The 17,084-nt window shown below is 41.5% G+C and carries 15 protein-coding genes and 1 tRNA gene; 4 read left to right on the top strand and 12 right to left on the bottom strand.

All coding sequences use genetic code 11. The features are described from left to right. Positions 1 to 107: 107 nt before the first annotated feature. A complete protein-coding gene (locus KYS23_RS06400) occupies positions 108 to 3,248 on the top strand; it encodes a WD40/YVTN/BNR-like repeat-containing protein (RefSeq protein ID WP_159533042.1) in 3,141 nt (1,046 codons plus the stop codon). 151 nt (positions 3,249 to 3,399) lie between these two features. Here KYS23_RS06400 and KYS23_RS06395 read toward each other — a convergent pair whose 3' ends face one another. From KYS23_RS06395 to KYS23_RS06380, 4 genes are all read right to left on the bottom strand, one after another. Then, a complete protein-coding gene (locus KYS23_RS06395; RefSeq protein ID WP_159533040.1) occupies positions 3,400 to 4,188 on the bottom strand; it encodes a lipase family protein in 789 nt (262 codons plus the stop codon). Between the two features lie 246 nt (positions 4,189 to 4,434). Continuing rightward, a complete protein-coding gene (locus KYS23_RS06390; protein ID WP_159533038.1) occupies positions 4,435 to 4,797 on the bottom strand; it encodes a DoxX family protein in 363 nt (120 codons plus the stop codon). A gap of 147 nt (positions 4,798 to 4,944) precedes the next feature. Further along, the gene (locus tag KYS23_RS06385; protein ID WP_218418235.1) at positions 4,945 to 5,733 is read right to left on the bottom strand and encodes an SDR family NAD(P)-dependent oxidoreductase; all 789 of its coding nucleotides are present in this window, start codon (positions 5,731 to 5,733) and stop codon (positions 4,945 to 4,947) included. A 22-nt stretch (positions 5,734 to 5,755) separates the two neighbouring features. Beyond that, on the bottom strand, positions 5,756 to 6,223 hold the full coding sequence (locus KYS23_RS06380; RefSeq protein ID WP_218418234.1) for a DUF2798 domain-containing protein: 468 nt from the start codon (positions 6,221 to 6,223) through the stop codon (positions 5,756 to 5,758). 140 nt (positions 6,224 to 6,363) lie between these two features. Here KYS23_RS06380 and KYS23_RS06375 point away from each other — a divergent pair, with 140 nt between their 5' ends. Together KYS23_RS06375 and KYS23_RS06370 are read left to right on the top strand one after the other, a co-directional pair. Continuing rightward, entirely contained in the window at positions 6,364 to 6,813 is a 450-nt protein-coding gene (locus KYS23_RS06375; protein WP_159533032.1) for a MarR family winged helix-turn-helix transcriptional regulator, read from the top strand. A 130-nt stretch (positions 6,814 to 6,943) separates the two neighbouring features. Further along, positions 6,944 to 7,183, top strand: coding sequence for a hypothetical protein (locus tag KYS23_RS06370; protein WP_218418233.1), 240 nt, complete (start codon positions 6,944 to 6,946; stop codon positions 7,181 to 7,183). Between the two features lie 329 nt (positions 7,184 to 7,512). On the opposite strand, the gene KYS23_RS06365 is transcribed toward KYS23_RS06370, so the two are convergent. The 4 genes from KYS23_RS06365 to KYS23_RS06350 are packed head-to-tail and all read right to left on the bottom strand — an operon-like array spanning position 7,513 to position 11,198. After that, positions 7,513 to 8,256, bottom strand: a complete 744-nt coding sequence (locus KYS23_RS06365; RefSeq protein WP_218418232.1) for an ABC transporter permease — start codon at positions 8,254 to 8,256, stop codon at positions 7,513 to 7,515. Positions 8,257 to 8,292: 36 nt separating this feature from the next. After that, positions 8,293 to 9,033: an ATP-binding cassette domain-containing protein gene (locus tag KYS23_RS06360; RefSeq protein ID WP_218418231.1), complete on the bottom strand. Its 741-nt coding sequence runs from the start codon at positions 9,031 to 9,033 to the stop codon at positions 8,293 to 8,295. Beyond that, a complete protein-coding gene (locus tag KYS23_RS06355) occupies positions 9,026 to 10,057 on the bottom strand; it encodes an ABC transporter substrate-binding protein (RefSeq protein ID WP_218418230.1) in 1,032 nt (343 codons plus the stop codon). Before KYS23_RS06355 ends, KYS23_RS06360 begins: the two co-directional genes overlap by 8 nt. Before the next feature lie 25 nt (positions 10,058 to 10,082). Then, a complete protein-coding gene (locus KYS23_RS06350; protein ID WP_218418229.1) occupies positions 10,083 to 11,198 on the bottom strand; it encodes a pentapeptide repeat-containing protein in 1,116 nt (371 codons plus the stop codon). An 811-nt stretch (positions 11,199 to 12,009) separates the two neighbouring features. Here KYS23_RS06350 and KYS23_RS06345 point away from each other — a divergent pair. Next, entirely contained in the window at positions 12,010 to 13,035 is a 1,026-nt protein-coding gene (locus KYS23_RS06345; RefSeq protein WP_218418228.1) for an AraC family transcriptional regulator, read from the top strand. Between the two features lie 334 nt (positions 13,036 to 13,369). Here the strand turns inward: KYS23_RS06345 and KYS23_RS06340 are convergent. The 4 genes from KYS23_RS06340 to KYS23_RS06325 form a co-directional block, all read right to left on the bottom strand. Continuing rightward, a tRNA-Leu gene (locus KYS23_RS06340) sits at positions 13,370 to 13,456 on the bottom strand. Between the two features lie 333 nt (positions 13,457 to 13,789). Further along, positions 13,790 to 14,884, bottom strand: coding sequence for a heparan-alpha-glucosaminide N-acetyltransferase domain-containing protein (locus KYS23_RS06335; RefSeq protein ID WP_218398272.1), 1,095 nt, complete (start codon positions 14,882 to 14,884; stop codon positions 13,790 to 13,792). 29 nt (positions 14,885 to 14,913) lie between these two features. Continuing rightward, positions 14,914 to 15,756 carry a sugar phosphate isomerase/epimerase family protein gene (locus KYS23_RS06330; RefSeq protein ID WP_218398271.1) on the bottom strand — a complete coding sequence of 281 codons (843 nt, stop codon included), beginning with the start codon at positions 15,754 to 15,756 and terminating at the stop codon, positions 14,914 to 14,916. Then, positions 15,753 to 17,084, bottom strand: a complete 1,332-nt coding sequence (locus tag KYS23_RS06325) for a DUF6005 family protein (RefSeq protein ID WP_218418227.1) — start codon at positions 17,082 to 17,084, stop codon at positions 15,753 to 15,755. Before KYS23_RS06325 ends, KYS23_RS06330 begins: the two co-directional genes overlap by 4 nt.

Here is a 17,084-nt window from a genome sequence, read left to right as displayed (position 1 = left end):
TATACATTAAACATTTACGTCTTCACCTGAAGGCTAAATACGTTGCACTATATAAACATTAAGCACCAAACCTTCCTAAAAAACTAAATACAATAAGGCTTTTAACAATGATATTACGGCGAACATTAGCGGCTTTAGTTGTGTCTATTAGCGCGCTGGTTAGTCTCTCGTTTCCGGCATTTGCGTTAAAAGATACCGTTAATCCCAAGCTTTTCGACAAAATGGAATATCGTAATATTGGCCCTTTTCGTGGCGGTCGCTCTGTTGCCGTTTCAGGCGTTGATGGTAACCCCAACCTTTATTACATGGGGGCCGCAGGTGGTGGCGTGTGGAAAACAGATAACGCCGGTTTGTCTTGGAAACCGTTGTCTGACAAGCACTTTGAAGTAGGTAGTATTGGAGCAATTGCTGTAGCCCCCTCAGATCACAACGTTATTTATGTGGGCACCGGAGAAGGTCCTATTCGCGGTGTAACTACCAGCCATGGTAAAGGTGTATATAAGTCTACCGATGCGGGTGAAACATGGGAGCTAGTCGGTTTAAAAAACCGCGGTCAAATTCCTAAAATTCGCATTCACCCCACCAATCCAGATATCGCGTGGGCGGCTGTTCAAGGTAATATTTGGGCGCCAAATGAAGCGCGCGGTGTGTTTAAAACTACCGATGGTGGTAAAAACTGGAAGCACGTACTTAACGTTAATGCCGACACGGGTGCAGCAGATTTAGCACTAGACCCGTCGAACCCAAGAGTGTTGTACGCCAGCATGTGGCACCACGGAAGAACACCATGGTTCGTAAAATCAGGCGGCGACGGCGGCGGTATTTATAAGTCCACCGACGGTGGTGAGACTTGGGATAAACTAGAAAAAAACTTGCCTAAGCTTATGGGTAAGGTGGGAATAGATATTTCTGCCTCTAACCCGAAGCGCGTTTACGCGATTATTGAAGCTGACAAAGGTGGCTTGTACCGCAGCGATGATGCTGGCGCGTCTTGGCAGCTAATGAATGGCGATAATATTCTTAAAGCCAGAGCCTGGTATTACAATCATATTAAGGTTGACCCTAACGACGAAAACACCCTGTATGTGATGAATGTACAGCTGCATAAATCTATCGATGGCGGCAAAACCTTTGAGATTAAATCATTGCCACACGGTGATACCCACGATATGTGGATAAACCCTGAAAACAGCCTGAATATGATAAATGCCAACGACGGTGGCGCAACCGTAACGTTTGATGGTGGAAAGTCGTGGTCGAGTATTTATAACCAACCCACTGCGCAGTTTTATCGCGTAGTTACCGATAACCTTGAACCCTACCATGTCTATGGCGGCCAGCAAGATAACACCACAATGGCGACCCCTTCTTCTACCTATGATGGGGGCATTGGAATCGCGGAGCAATTCGCCGTAGGCGGTGGTGAAAGCGCACATATCGCCTTTGATGCCGACAATCCTACGCTGATTTACGCCACCACTATTAATGGCACATTAACTGAATTCAACAAAGACACAGGGCTTACTCGCCCTATCATGCCTTATCCTGAATACGTATTTGGGCGAAATGCGCGAGATCAGAAATACCGTACTAATTGGAATGCGCCGGTATTGGTGTCGCTGCACGACCCGAAAACAGTGTACTACGGTACGCAGATGATATTAAAAACCACCGACAGAGGTGTTAACTGGCAAGAGATAAGCCCAGATTTAACCCGTAACGAGGTAGAAAAGCAGGGCTTAAACGGCGGACCTATCACCAACGAGCAAGCCGGTGCTGAATATTACAATACGGTTTTCTATATTGCTGAATCGCCAGCAAATGCAGGTGAACTATGGGTAGGTGCAGATGATGGCAAGTTACATTTAACCAAAGATGAAGGCAAAAACTGGAAAGACATTACGCCTCATAAAAAAGAAGCACAGGTTAATGCTATTGAGCTAAGCGTTCACGCTGAGGGTAAAGCCTATGTAGCGGTAACTGGCTATAAACTGAATGACTATCAGCCCTATATTTATAAAACAGAAAACTACGGAAAACGCTGGACTCGCATAGATAAAGGCTTGCCTGAAGATGCGTTTGTTCGCGTGGTACGTGAAGATAAAAAGCACGAAGGTATGCTGTTCGCGGGTACTGAAAGCGGTATGTTTGTTAGTTTTGACGATGGTAAAAACTGGCAAGAAATGGCACTTAATTTGCCGCCTGTTGCAATAACTGATATGCAGGTAAAAGGTGATGACTTAGTTGTGGCAACTCAAGGTCGTGGCTTTTGGATTTTGGACAACATAAACCCGCTGCGTGAAGTCAGTGGTTCATTACACAATGAAGCTCTGTTTCAATTTAGCCCTGTCGACGGTGTGCGCTTGTTGTCTGGCGGCAATATGAGCGGCCAACCAGAAGCGAAAAACCCTCCTCGCGGAGCAAGGTTCCGTTACTACCTAAAAGATGAGCTTGAAGAGAGTGAAAGTCTTCGTATCGATATTTTTGATTCGAAAAATCAACTCGTGCGTACGTTATCGTCAACCGCAGATGCGTTTGAAAAGTGCGCCAAGGGTAACGAAGACGCACGTAGCCCGCTGAAGTTTAAACACCCTTCAACAAAAGAAGGTTATAACGAGTTTGTATGGGATTTACGACGCTCACCTTTGAACTGTATTGATAATGTGAAGTTATTTGGCGGTTGGAATGGCGCCAGAGTAATGCCTGGCGACTATAAAGCAACTATCACTGTAGGCGAGCAGTCTCAGACCCGACCGTTTAAAGTACTGCCAGACCCAAGGGAAGAAGCTGATGCCGCCCAATTACAAATTGTTGAGCAAAGCATTCAGGCCAGTGAAAACTTATTAAATGAGCTATTTGAACATTTGCAAAAAGCCCGTAACGTGCGTGAAACGCTAAATGGGGTAACTGAGTCGAATGTGGTACTAGCCAGCGAAGTGTCAGCTTCAATTGACCGTATTGTCAGTGCTATTGATGATTGGGAGGCATTGGTGATCCAACCTAAACACCAAACCTTTGAAGATGACATAAACTGGCCAAATATGCTCGACCGACAAGTTCGCTTTTTAATGGATAACTTCGATAGAACCGGCGCGCCAGCGCAAGCTGGGGCAGTGCAACGTTTAGACGATTTAGAGGCTAGGTGGCAGCAGTACAAACTGCAGCTAGAAATTCTATTTCGAGAAAATGTTAAGCCAGTCAATGAAGCGCTTGCTGAAAAGGGCGTTTTCGATTTAGACAGTTTGTAGGCAGTTTGTATGTGTTGAGTTTTACTTTGTACCATGACGGTGTTCGATAGTAATGTCGGCACACTTTAAATAAAAAACCGACGTTAAGTCGGTTTTTTATTTTTTTAAATTCGGCCTTCACATTTAAAAAAACCTTTAGCATGAGCACACACTAATGTTCATCGAACAACGATTTATTTCTAATGTATTTTCTCATGTAATGGTAGGTAATAGGTCTTAATAGCCAGCTACTTAAAGATTTAAAAAAACGCTTATGCGTAGGCGTGTTTTCATAGATTTGATCGTCATGCAGCCATAGCATTTTACCCACATGCCAAAAGTAAAAAGGGAAGGGAGGCATAAACGTTACAACGTCTAAGTCACAGCAAATGCGGTATGTTTTGTGGTGTAATAGATAGTTTTTGTACCATGAACGACTGCCCACTGCGGGTTGGCCAAAAGTCACTACTCGTTTAACGGCTTTAGCATTTTTTCTTTCAAAATAATCGGCCATCAGTACGGCTACTGCGCCTCCTGAAGAGTGGCCTATAAACGTAAAACGCTTACCTTGATTTTGCAGAGGTTCTAGTACTTTAACCAAAAGTTCTTGCAATGGCAGCGCCTCTTCAATCGTCTTCGTGCTTGAATACATGGGTTGATGAAGTAGTCGACTAAAGCCCCAGTGTACATAGAACTTTTTATCGACTTGTTGGATTTTAGTTGGCAGGAATACCAAATTTGCGAGCCAGTCTTTTAGTCCTAGTGAACCCCTAAATACCACAATGGCTTCTTTTTTGTTATCTACCCATAAGATCCTGACGCTCATCCGGCCATATTTATCGACTAAGTGACGTTCGTGAAAGGGTTTTAATACTTGGCGGTAGTGCGCTTCAGCGTCGGGGTAGGAGAGTTGGCAAAGAATGGCGTATCGCTCGTATTGATAGCGTTTCAGTTTTTTCATAGAAAACTATATCAACTCGCTTTGCTCTGTTTTGTGAATAGAATAGATTCACACACAATGACTCGAATTCTATAAAGCTATACTGTTTATGTTTCAGTTGGATTACGGCGAGAATTAAGGGGTGAGAGTACATTGTCATCAGAGGACTAACCACCAGACGCAAAAAACCAACTAAAAAGTTGGTTTAAATATTTGGTACCAGTTGGCGGGCTTACTATCGCTCCGTTAGTGATTCAAAAATTACCATCAAATTGGATACCAAGTGGCGTCTTTTCTGCGTAACACAATCGCGTAAATACATAGTGCGATAAAGACTATGGCTGGAGCCGGCGAGGGTACCGCATAGAAAAGATGAAAATAGGCTGCTCCAATCATGATCGGGATCAGGCCTGTCGCTGCTAGGGCTGTTAACCTAGGAATAAACATAGCAATACCAGCTGCTAGTTCACAGGCGCCGATAAAATAACCAAACCAACCAGGCAATCCCATTTGAGAAAAACTGGCGTGAAGGTCTGGTACACCAGCAAGTTTGGCGCCGCCAGCGGCTATCATTGGCAAACCTAACAGAACCAATGGTACCCAGGAAAGTACGGTTTTTACTTTTGACATAATTAACTCCTATAAAATGATAAATAATTAATGGGTTTGGGCTGATTCAAGTCATTGCGTATACGCTCTTTGCTATGGTCCGCTTTGGATCAGAAAGCCCACAGATTGTCTGTGAGCTCGGACTGTTGTGTATTGGCTTTGGAACCTCTATTTCATTGCTGCGAGCAACTTATCCTTCAATTCATTGGTTAATTCGACTTTCATCCGCTTCACCTTATTGCCTGTTATATAAACACCACTTTTATCTTTAAACTGTTCATTAAAAGCTGCATTCAATAACTTCTTAGCACCGTCGGCAGGAGGTTTAAAAAAGAGTTTTACAATTGGTTTCATGAACAAAGGCATTGATTCCTTATTGCCTGACATTTTGGTTTTCAATAAACCAGGATCAACGTTCAAAATCAGAGTGTTTGAATGTGATTTTGCGAAATCATTTATTAACAGAGTGAGCGCAAGTTTCGACTGGTAATACGCACCCATTAGTTTTACGAACTTGGTTGGAGCCAACAAGGTATCAACCTTGAGGATTGACTGATTGTGTAGACCACCTGTTGCAGTATTAACAATAAATCCACCCTCTAGCTTTTCGGCTAATAAGGTTGCCAATTTATAAGGTGCCAATACATTCACCTCATAGTGCATTTCATTGTTACTGTCTGAAAAATATGTATCGTCAAGCATCACACCTGCGTTATTAAACAAACCATCAATAGTCTGCCATTGGGTAGTAACTTGTTCAGCCACTGAAACGACATCTTGATGCTTACTTAAATCAGCATAAAAAAAATCGATATCTGTTGTATCTATTTCTTTTTCTAGTGCATCGGCTCTATTCTGATTTCTTACGACCAGTCCAAGTTTGTGACCTTGCTCAAGCAGTATCTTGGTTAATTCCAGTCCAATGCCAGTGTGGCCACCCGCAATTAAAATGTTCATCGTCTTTTAAGCTTCTGTTTGGCTAACTAGCCATAAATTGTTCAAGTTTGGGTATTATGGTCAGGGTCATCACTAAGCTAAGTACAAGACCTACGGGAAGAGCGGTAATAAAACCATCAAAAACGGCTTGAAAAAATACATTTAAATCAGTAAATCCAATGGTATTGGCCGCTGTGCTTACCGCCATAATTGACTCCATAACAATAGCCATAAACACCCCGGCTAAGATGTTCTTTTTAAGGGGGGGAAGTGCAGAGAAAAGGCGTTCCACCAGCAAGTTCACGATAGACATTACCAAGTAGCCAGCAGGTACTAAAATGCATACCGCTAAGGCAAAAGAACTTAACCAGTTTTTTATAAAATGGGGTCCATAACCTAAGTTAACCAATGTCATGATGCAGGTTAATGTTCCCGCCATTACGCTAATAATCGAAAGGATTGCGGCCACCTTATAAATAACAGGTGTTTCGCCATTAAAGTTGGGTTTCACTTATTAGCTCCTTTAACATTGTTGCTGTATTAGATAAATTGACATATTGTTGATAAAATCAACTATATTTCAAATAAGTTGACATTGTCAACTAGTATTTACTATGATTGGCAATGTCAGCCACTTAGGTAGGAGTTCTTTTGTCAGAACTAAATCCCGTTGAAATGATTTTTAAACTTGTCATGGCATTGAAAAAAAGTGCAAAACCCAAGGTCGAAGATACCAAGAAAGTTGAGTGTTTAAGCCCCATGCATGTGCAAGTTTTGAAACTAATAGGGGCAAAGAACGAGATAACGGCCAATCAAATTTCTGTGGATTTGATGCGTGATAAAGCCCAGGTCACTCGGTTGTTAAACACGTTAACGGATGAAGGATTAGTAACTAAAAAGCCTAATCCCAATGACAAACGCAGCCAATTAATAATTTGCACTGACACAGGATGGGCCCTTTACCAGCGTGTTACAGAAATTGATCGCTATATTTTAGAACAGTTGAGTGAAGGCTTAACTCAAGAAGAGTTGTGGGAATTTCAGCGATTGGCCGAGAAAATGTTAGTTAACTTGGAATTTCTGTCAGAAAAATCGGGGTGAAATGCATTAGTCACTGTAGACAAAAAACCGACTTTACGTCGGATTATTGTTATCTCTTTCATTGGTAATGAAAAGAGATGGCCCCAGTGGGCGGACTTTGGCTGGGCTGACACTCGGACGCCACGCCTTCGTGGCGGCTTTATCAATCACCAGACACAAAAAAACCGACTTTCGTCGGTTTATTGTTATCTCTTTCATTGGTAATGAAAAGAGATGGTACCAGTGGGCGGACTTTGGCTGGGCCGACACTCGGACGCCACGCCTTCGTGGCGGCTTTATCAATCACCAGACACAAAAAACCGACTTTCGTCGGTTTATTGTTATCTCTTTCATTGGTAAGAAAAGAGATGGTACCAGTGGGCGGACTTGAACCGCCACGCCATTGCTGGCAACGGATTTTGAAAAGCTTGCGGCTATTTTAGTTTGATTTAATCAATAGGTTATAAATGTAAAAAGACACTTTGCAAATTCTTTGCATGGCCACCTAATTTTCCAACTTGGACGCAAGCTTACAAGCTCGACAGAAAGCTGTTGCTCACATCATAATTTTGGATTAGTAAAGTGGTGATAACATGCGCAGGATAAATACATAAAATGTTGAGGTGTATATGAACGTTGCGCTCGGCTCAGAATCAGTAACGCGGAAACATGTGTAAATTGCAAAATTAAATACTTTTCCATTCATTGTATGCAGTCAAACTAACGAAAACCAATAAATGCTTCCAGCTTAACGAGAATAAAGTTCGCAATATAGCCAAAAATTCCAATCATGAATATTAATGCATAGTACGTTGGTGTATCGAACGTCATTGACGCATTTACAAGTTCATTACCTAGAGATAAACTTCGATTAGGTGCAACGATCATCTCCGAAACAACCGATACTACAATAGCTATAGATAGAGCTATTCTTGAGCCCAAAAGAATTCCAGGGAGTGTGTCCATAAAAACCGTAATACACCTGATTCCTATTGGCAATGGATAGTATAGTTGAAGATCAGCTCTAAGTTTTACTGCTTCAAGAACTCTTCGGCTTACCGCAATTATCACTATTGGAGTACAGCCATATACTATAATCCATGTGTAGGCTTCGACGGAGTTATTGAAACCAGCTAAAAATAAATGAAACAGGGCGACAGGCGGAACGGCTCTGATAATCTCTAATATAGGCTCTAAAATTGAACTAATGTGACGATTTAAACCAAATAGGAAACCAACTAGAGTCCCAATCAAAACTGAAATTAATAAACCATGTAGTGCTTCAGACAACGTCTGATATACATGATTATAAATATTTTGATCGTCGTAAGGCGTCTTAAACATAACGGTATAAACTTCTAGCGGCGATGCCAAAATTGTTTTCCCCAGCACTGCAAATTCGGCAAAAGCAAACCAAATCGTCAAGAACAGTAAAAAGCCTCCCAATGTTACTGCTGTTTTCATACAGATTTTTTTTAGAGATATGGTCGACATTTGTTTTTAACCACCGGTAGATAAAACTGACTTGAAAACACTCGCTAAATCTCTTGAATCGAATGAGTCACTTTCTTTTTTTTGTTTGTTTTCCATAAATTCAGCGGAAAAATAACCATCAAGATTTGTGAAAGAGGAGAACGGTTTTCCATGAATTAAAATTACGTTGTCACACATTGATAGAACATCTTCAATATCGTGAAGAACAAGTAAGCTTGTTAAATTGTTACTCTGTAAATATTTGGAAAAACTACTTATTAGCTTATTCTTAACTTGGTAATCTAAAGCAGAAAATGGCTCATCTCCCAAAATTACGTCGGGCTCCTTTGATAAAGCCCTAAGTATCGCGACCTGTTGTAGCTGACCGCCACTACAATCACTTGGCTTTTTTCTCAAATCAACTTCAATGCCGATTTCTTCCTTAAGCTGATTAATTCTCTTTCGATTTTTAAACCAGTTTCTAATCGGGTCATCTTGAACAATGCAAATATTAGATAGTAACGAGCACCATTCGAACCAACTAGAGTTGTAATGTTGTGGAATATACGTAATTGTCGGCAAGTCCTTTAAACTCTTTTCTTTACTTAGTTCTTTGTATACAGTTTTCAATAATGTGGATTTTCCAGCACCATTAGGTCCAACAATTCCTAGAACACTACCACGCTCAACCGTGAGTGAAACTTCTTTGAAAACTGCATCTTGCGGCCCATATGCGAAAGAAATTTCGTTGATTGATAGATCACTCATTACTAACCTGTCCACTTTCAATGAAACCAGAAAGATCAATTGTTGATGGAATAATCTTCATTTCGAAATATTTATTGGCAATATTTTGAAATACTTCTTCAGTGGAATCCGAAGTTTTTAGATATCTGGCATTTGGATATGAAAGTACATCATCAGCGAAAACTGGTGGTAAATATTTCTTCATGGTCTCTTTAGCTTCAGACGGATAGTCATTTACGTAATCAACTGCTTCGTTGAGCGAAGCTACCAGTTTTTTATATATCTCAGGATTCTCATCAGCCCATATTTTCGTAACATTGAAACTACCAAAAGGAAACGGGTCTTCGATATAGTAAGGAACCTCAACTATTTCCTCATTCACTAGCTCAGCAATTCCAGCCTTAATCGCAGAAGTTGCGGCAGGGTCGTTAGTAAATAAGGCGTCGACTGTTCCGTTTTGCAGATTAAATGCTTGTTGGGCGGGTGCCAATGGCCTTAGTTGAAGATCTTTGTCTGGATCAAGTCCATTTTTTCTAACTATCTCTTCTATCCAAGCTTTATAAGCAACAGTTGGCAATATACCAATAGTCTTACCTTTTAAGTCTTGGATTGAGGATATTTCATTATCTTTGTCGCTAGATACAGGCTTTAGAAGATAACTAATACGGTGGTCTTTATCTTCGATCATTGTGGTGATGAAAATCAGTGAAGTACCACTTCGAAGAATTGCATTGTAAGTTATTGGGAGTGCAGTGTATCCTGCTACGTCAACTTGTCTTTCCACTAATGCTTGCATCAAAGGTTGCGCTGTATCGTACATGACCATTGACACGTCTAATCCGTTTCTTTCAAAAATACCGAGTTCTTTGGCAACGAACACTGGCAAGCTAATTCGTAAGCGACTATAGCCCACAGTCAAGGGAATGAGCGTGGGTGCGGTATCAACTTCTTTTGATATATTAGATTTGGGATCTTGACCTAAAAATAGCAATAAAGAAGCCACAATTGCTATTAACGTTATAAGGACATACTTTATTTTTTTCATACCATCTTCCTTTCACAAATTTTTATCAATTAAGATTACAATTGAGACTTTCGTCAATTTTTATATCAGTTGTATCCTGTGCTTGAACTAATATTCCACAAGTTAAATTTAGTGCGTATCGCAAATCAGCACCTCTCAGGTTAGCTAAAAATAAGCTCGCCCCTTTAAAGTCAGCCCGCTGCAAATTTGAGTTAACAAAAGAGGAACCAGAAAGGTCAGATCCAACAAATTTTACGCGACTTAAATCAGTGCCACTAAAATTGACTTGCGAAAAGTAGGATGAAGATAAATCAGCTCCAATTAGCCGGCTGTCTGAAAAGTTTGCTAGAAAAGCATTAAGCTGTTTAAATGAAGAGGAATTTAAGTGTGAATTTTTGAAGCTTGCATATGAAATACTCGCCCCATCAAAACTCGCTCCACCAAGGTTTGAATCGTCAAGTTTTGCGTATGTTAGATCCGCTTTTGAAAAGTTTTGTTGAATTAAAAATAAATTCGATAAATCACTTCTAGGTAGATTGAAAGGACGCCGATACTCTGACCAATTATTAATTGTTAAAAAACAAACGATACAAGCTATTGCACTAGTTACAATTAACACTTGAATATCAGTTTTTTTTTGTCTTTTTCCAAAGTACTTATCGTGAATTCTTATATAAACCAGAAAAACGTGCAGCGCAGTAGCGAAGATAAATGCCATTGCAACTAAATTCCAACCATCTATCGCAGCCGCTTTCCAAGCAAAGAAGCCTAAAACTAAAGGGGTAAAAAAATACAAAACGAAATAGTTATAAAAGCGAAGTATTAGTTGTCTTTGTATTTCTATGCTGTGTGGAAGCTCAATACTGTTTTCAATGAGTGTGTGTGTTAGAGCCCTTAGATGAGAAAAGTTTACGTATATTGCTACACGCAGTGCAATTAGAACTACTGGCCCAACAAAAACAAACGTCTTAAGTGACACTACTCCAGCAAATGGAATCGTCAGTTTAGCATTTGTCCCCAACAATCCGTCATCAGGACTGGTAAGAGCAAATATACTGAAAATGCCAAATCCAACAAGTGTATTGTTTAAACTAGCAACTTTGCCAGCGATGTCTTTGACACCATCAACAATTCTTTGCTTTTGAGTATCATCCATTGACATATAAAGTGGTCTTATTGGGAACTATGCATAAAAAACGTATGGTGCGATCTTTGCTCAAAAGATATCGACGAAAAAACCACTAACTGGAAAGTTTGTATTGCACCCATATTCCTTTAACTCCATATGCAATTAGAACAAGAAACGTACGTCGCAATGGATAAAAAGTCAAGGTTACGTTTATTCATTGTCGTCTCCTACATTAATCATCGCAGAAAACTCTAATTAGATCTGCTTTATCTTATGGGAAACTGCGAGCAAGTCCTGCAATTTAGGTATTGAGCGAGGTTTTGAACTGACCACCTGATTTTTGGACGCTAAGTTTTCAATTTTGGCCGATATACTGCCGTTTTATGCCTGATTTCGACCCAAATCCAGGAATAACCCGGAACTCAGACAGATCTTGCCTGTCGTCATAACATCTGGTCTACTTTAAACAGGCTCACCAAGGTGATCTGCTCTAATCAAACAGGACACTTCAATAAAGAAATATAGTCCAATTATTGAGGTGTAAATGACAAAACGAACAAACAGAAGTTACACAACTGAATTTAAACAAGGAGCCGTATCGCTATTAACCGAGCAAGGTTACAGCGACTCTAAAGCCTAGTTTGAATCTGAGCAGTCAGGTGCCAGTTTAAATACGGATGAGCAAGCCGAGCTTGGGAAATATGTACACAGGATCAAATACAACCACGCTTATTAAAGTTTACCTTCCACTCGGCTGCACGCTTCGCAAATCTGCGTTGTGTGTCCTCAAACAAAAGAGACAGTCACTAAGCACCGCACTTAGCGCCGCTTTTGGGAGACTTTAATGGGCAAAACATATCTTAACGCTAAAGATTCGGTGATCCCCACGCATTTTCAAAGGGTACTTTTTCGTGAACTCGTAAATAAAGGTATTAGCCCAGCTTTGTTGCTAGAAGGTTTGGCGCTTCAAGAAGATCATTTTCTAGACGATGAGTTTAGACTCACCTTCGACCAGCACCGTCAATTCATTAAAAATGCACTGAATGTTACCGGCGATCCCCATTTAGGATGGCGATTCGGTCAGCACATCAATATTACCGCTCTGGGCTTACTTGGGTATGCCATTATGGCCTCTGAAAATGGCGCCGCGGCGGTAAAAACGCTTACCCGCTTTTTCAAACTACGGGCGCCATCTTACGATTTGAGGTTGTTGAACGTGGCGCAAGACGCTGAATCGGCCGTATTGCAAATTGCTGAAACCTTCGATTTTGGTGAGGTGCGTTACTTTATGCTGTCATGCATTGTGAGTGCATTTGACCATGTTTTCATGTCTTTCAATCAAGGAGCTAGCGTTATTGAGAGAGTTGAATTTGGTTGTGAAGAGCCCATCGAATGGTATCAAGAGTCGGCTACTGTGAAATACCCCGTTGTTTTCGGTGGGCAAACAACCAAGTTGTTTTTAGACGTTAGCTTTCTGACCAGGCCGCTTGCAACCGCAGATCCTGATACTGAAAAAACAACAACGCAAATATGCCAAAAAATGCTGAGTAGGGTAGAGGATCAAAACGGGATAATAAGGGAAATAAATGAGCTTATTCTTAGCTGCTCTGGGAACTATCCCTCTTTAACAGACGCGGCAAATTATCTGTGTATATCGCCAAGAACACTGCGCCGAGAGCTTCAGAAGTCAAATACAACCTATCAGCAAATGCTCGATAATACTCGCTCAACTATTGCTAAAGAATTGCTTTTGAATACCACTAAAACCACATCTGAAATAGGCTATGAACTTGGGTTTAAGGATACGTCTAATTTTAACCGCGCTTTCAAAAAATGGACCGGCGTTAGCCCAGGGCAGTTTCGTAAATAAGACGATGGAACGACACTCGGACGGTACGCCAGCGTGCCGATTAATCAAACCGCAGATACAAAAAAACCGACTCAAGGTCGGTTTGCTCTCTATTTAAAGAGATTGGTACCAGAGGTCGGGCTTCGACTGGGCCGACACTCGGACGGTACGCCAGCGTGCCGATTAACCAAACCGCAGATACAAAAAAACCGACTTAAAGTCGGTTTGCTCTCTATTTAAAGAGAATGGTACCAGAGGCCGGGCTTCGACTGGGCCGACACTCGGACGGTACGCCAGCGTGCCGTTTATTCAAATCGCAGGCACAAAAAAACCAACTAAATAGTTGGTTTAGAGATGGTACCAGAGGCCGGACTTGAACCGGCACGCTATTTCTAGCAACGGATTTTGAATCCGTCATGTCTACCAATTTCATCACTCTGGCATCAAATTTTACTATTTGCGAAGTGTAAAAACTTTGCAAATCTTTGCAAGCAATTTTTAGCTTGTTAAAGTCAAAAGGTGCTATACCTTTCAATGACTTGCCACGTCGTAATTGTTAGACGCGATTAGTTTTGAATCCGTCATGTCTACCAATTCCATCACACTGGCTTAGATAGGCTTGCTATCAATGAGGCTGCATTATAGCGATGTAGCTCAGGTGTACAAGTTTTTTTTAGGGTTTTATTACCGTTATGTGTCTGACTGAATAAAAGTTAAACATTCTTGGCTCCGATAGGCGTTGAATACCAGTTGCAGACAAAAATGTTGATGCTGGTTACGCCACTCTCATTGAGCGAACAGTACGTACCTTTAACCACAACAATACGCCAAAGTGAGACAGTACCATTACCACTAGCATTGCCGAAACCGCTGCTATTTGCGGCAATTGTTGGGAGCCTACTAGCATCAACCCCCAGCCAATCAACAACCATTGAATAACGTAGTAGGTTGTAACGTTTCTGCCCCAAAAGCACAAAAGTGAAACAAAGCGATTAGCACTCTGACCTTGTGTTACACGTTGGCAAAGCCATAAAAAAACAAGCGCACCACCTGTTAGGCTAATTATCATTCCTGGGCCAGCTCGCATGTTACTGGCCATATGATAATCGGTATTGGTCATTGTTAGTAACGTGCCAGTGGCGGTTAGTGCTGCACCTATCCAAAGTGATGTTTTAAAAAACTGTTGAATGTTGTTTGAATATTTTAACCAACAGCCGAATACCATGCCTGCAAGTGGGTAGGCTAGCCAGGGAAGTAAGGGGAACATTGCTCCTTGATGTTTATTCCCAAAAAAGAGTTTTAATGCTTCATCGGGGTAACTCCAGCCTGTTGTGATGTCCCAAAAATAGGGCGAAAGAAAAGTTACTAAAAGGGCGCAGCCAATCCAGTATTTTGGGGCGGGGAATAAATGCTTTATAAGTAAGCAGCACGCTAACGCTAAGCCAGCAAATTGCAAAATATCTACAACGAAAAGTTCGGTAGTAGGTGTATAACTTCCCAATTGCTCTTGAGTGACTAACCCCATTTTTAGCGAAAGCCACATTGGAATAGAGCCCCGGGCAATATTTAGTGCATAGCCTAGTGCGAATAGCCCCAACGCGCGTTTTAAACCCGTTAATAACGATTGTTGGCCGCTGTAGGTAATAAACATCCCCATAATAAATACGAACCACGCGGCCACTTGCCAGCTGGCCAGAAGCCTAATAGTAGAGCCCACTAAACTTTCATGCGTACTTGTATCGCCATAGAAGTCTAGAACGTGAACCAGTACCATCAAAATAATGAGTATACCTCTGGCAAAATCGAACGTGAGTAGGCGTTCATTAACAGGCTGAGTATCCTGCATTGGCGAAGTGGCCGACATAGTCATTTATAAGCTCCTCGTTTTACACGTCGTTTTTAAGCGCGCAAGCATGTTTGTTGTAACTGTTGAATCAAATACCTGTCGCGACTGAGAACTTGCTTAGCGTGATTACCAAACCATTCTAGTGACGTATCAGCATTCGCTATACCAGCGCTATGATGCTGGTGGAGAAACTCAATAAAATTTTGATACTCTACCGCTCCTTCAAAAATAGGCACCATGCCCTCTCTTGTCCCTGCGGCGGCATATACATTTTCAGGCGCAAAGACTGATAGATGGCGTGCATCGCTAATATTTTTAAAATGAAAGTGATTGATATGGGGTAATAGCGCTTCAAGCGCGCGGGTAATTTCGGCACCCGATTCCCACACATGAAGTACGTCAAAATTTAACTGAAGATTATCTCTATTAACATGTGCGAACATGGCTTGCGTAGAGGCTACGGAGTCGGCGTAGGTTTTTGGGTGAGTTTCTATGACTAAATTTAAATCATGAGGAGCTAACCAGTCACATACTTGCTGAAGCCTTTTAAACAAAGCGTCTCTTTGAGCCTCAGTATATTCAAGACTTCCTTCTCCCCCTGCAAATGTTCGAATTTTACTGGCGCCCCAATGTTTGGCTAGTCTGCAAAGATGTTGTACTTTGTGATAAAGCACGTTTTCAGAAACCAGTAACGGCAGGTAATCACTCAGCATGGTGGCTCTCAAGCCGTAAGACGCTAACCACTGTTTATCGTAACGGGGTTGGTCGGTGAGGTTATTTGCATGTGCACCCCACAGCTCGATGCCTTGGAAATGGTTGGCCTGTGCCCATTGGGCTATTTCTTCTATTGAAATGAGTTGATGACGAAAAGATATCGTACAAATTGATAGGTTCATAATGCCACTTCCTCAACACGTTTTTGTGTGCCGTGTAAATTTATCTGGTGCAAGCTAGACCACTGCGAAAATACCTCAAAGAGATGTTTTTTAATGCTAAATTCGCGCTCATCTTGCTGATCTAATAGTAAGAGTATTTCTTCTATCAAAGCTTTTTTATGAGCCTGACTTGGTTGCTCAGAGGCCAATTTCATGGCACGAAAATGGATGTTTTTGTAATTGCTTACAAGGGCTTCAATCACATCGCACCAATACTCAAATTCTTCTTCTGGAAAGCCGATGTCTCGCCAGAAAAACGCAAACCCATGTTCATAGGCATACTTACGAATTGCTAATACGGGAAGCTGCTTAAGCGCCTCGCCAAGCTGAGTAATATCGGTTGCACTATTTTTTGTATCAATGTGTGCGTGAACAACGTCTCGTACTTTGTCCGTCATTGGGTTGTGGTTAGCGTTGAAGCAGGTGAGGAAGTAATCGGCGATAACGGAATTTTTACTCGGCGTTATTTTGCTGCTATCAAAAATATAGCCGCCTGCAACAGCTTTTGATTCAATAGCGGCGATGACTTGTGATTTATTTTGTGTGCCTTCCCAACGAAAGTCAGGGTCGTGCATGAACCATATTTCTGGCTCGCGTGTCTCTTCTAACATCACATAGTGAGGGAAGGGGTTTTGATTAAATTTGTTCTCACGTTCTGGCAGCAAATACATATCAAGCATTACCATGACATTTTCGCTCTCAGATTTCTGTGCCAATAACGTTTGTAAGGTATGAAGGTTCTCTTGTTTACTGAGCGTCTCGCAGTACCATGGCGTAACCGATACGCCATATATTTTTTTATACCAGGCTCTAAACTCATCGTGGTTGATGTCATCTGAGTGGTAGGCTAAATGGTGGTCATTGCTAATGAGTACTTCAGCGTCCCACACGCCAAAATAGAATGGTCTGTGATCTACGCGCGGATCAGCTTTAATGCTTTCGCACAAGCAGCTCACAAAGCAGTGCACTTTGATATCTTCAAACTCTTCTTGGACCTCAGTTACCTCATTTGTCGCATTGCTAGTTTCGTTAGTTCGGCCGTTTGACTGGCTTAACAGAAAGTCTGCTAGCGAAGATACGGTAGCAACATCTTCATTACTCAGCGCAGCATCGGGTATATCAATACCAAGCGTCAATTCTATATGAACCAGTAGCTGCATTATCTGTACTGAATCTAAATACAAGTCTTCATTTAGCCGAGCTGCTGGTCTAAAGTCGCGCAGCTTTTGATTGTTGAGCTCTTTTTCAAGTACCAACTTAATGGCATCAATAATGTTTTGTTTATCCAT

Source organism: Alteromonas lipotrueae, from assembly GCF_019249255.1.
Taxonomy (GTDB): Bacteria; Pseudomonadota; Gammaproteobacteria; order Enterobacterales; family Alteromonadaceae; genus Alteromonas; species Alteromonas lipotrueae.
The sequence above is the reverse complement of the archived record's forward strand: the minus strand, read 5'-3'. Positions and strand labels throughout refer to the sequence as shown.

Excerpts from the sequence above, each read along its gene's own strand:
- KYS23_RS06400 (WP_159533042.1), top strand. The coding sequence starts at position 108 with ATGATATTACGGCGAACATTAGCGGCTTTAGTTGTGTCTATTAGCGCG.
- KYS23_RS06395 (WP_159533040.1), bottom strand. The coding sequence starts at position 4,188 with ATGAAAAAACTGAAACGCTATCAATACGAGCGATACGCCATTCTTTGC.
- KYS23_RS06390 (WP_159533038.1), bottom strand. The coding sequence starts at position 4,797 with ATGTCAAAAGTAAAAACCGTACTTTCCTGGGTACCATTGGTTCTGTTA.
- KYS23_RS06385 (WP_218418235.1), bottom strand. The coding sequence starts at position 5,733 with ATGAACATTTTAATTGCGGGTGGCCACACTGGCATTGGACTGGAATTA.
- KYS23_RS06365 (WP_218418232.1), bottom strand. The coding sequence starts at position 8,256 with ATGAAAACAGCAGTAACATTGGGAGGCTTTTTACTGTTCTTGACGATT.
- KYS23_RS06360 (WP_218418231.1), bottom strand. The coding sequence starts at position 9,033 with ATGAGTGATCTATCAATCAACGAAATTTCTTTCGCATATGGGCCGCAA.
- KYS23_RS06355 (WP_218418230.1), bottom strand. The coding sequence starts at position 10,057 with ATGAAAAAAATAAAGTATGTCCTTATAACGTTAATAGCAATTGTGGCT.
- KYS23_RS06350 (WP_218418229.1), bottom strand. The coding sequence starts at position 11,198 with ATGTCAATGGATGATACTCAAAAGCAAAGAATTGTTGATGGTGTCAAA.
- KYS23_RS06345 (WP_218418228.1), top strand. The coding sequence starts at position 12,010 with ATGGGCAAAACATATCTTAACGCTAAAGATTCGGTGATCCCCACGCAT.
- KYS23_RS06335 (WP_218398272.1), bottom strand. The coding sequence starts at position 14,884 with ATGACTATGTCGGCCACTTCGCCAATGCAGGATACTCAGCCTGTTAAT.
- KYS23_RS06330 (WP_218398271.1), bottom strand. The coding sequence starts at position 15,756 with ATGAACCTATCAATTTGTACGATATCTTTTCGTCATCAACTCATTTCA.
- KYS23_RS06325 (WP_218418227.1), bottom strand. The coding sequence starts at position 17,084 with ATGGATAAACAAAACATTATTGATGCCATTAAGTTGGTACTTGAAAAA.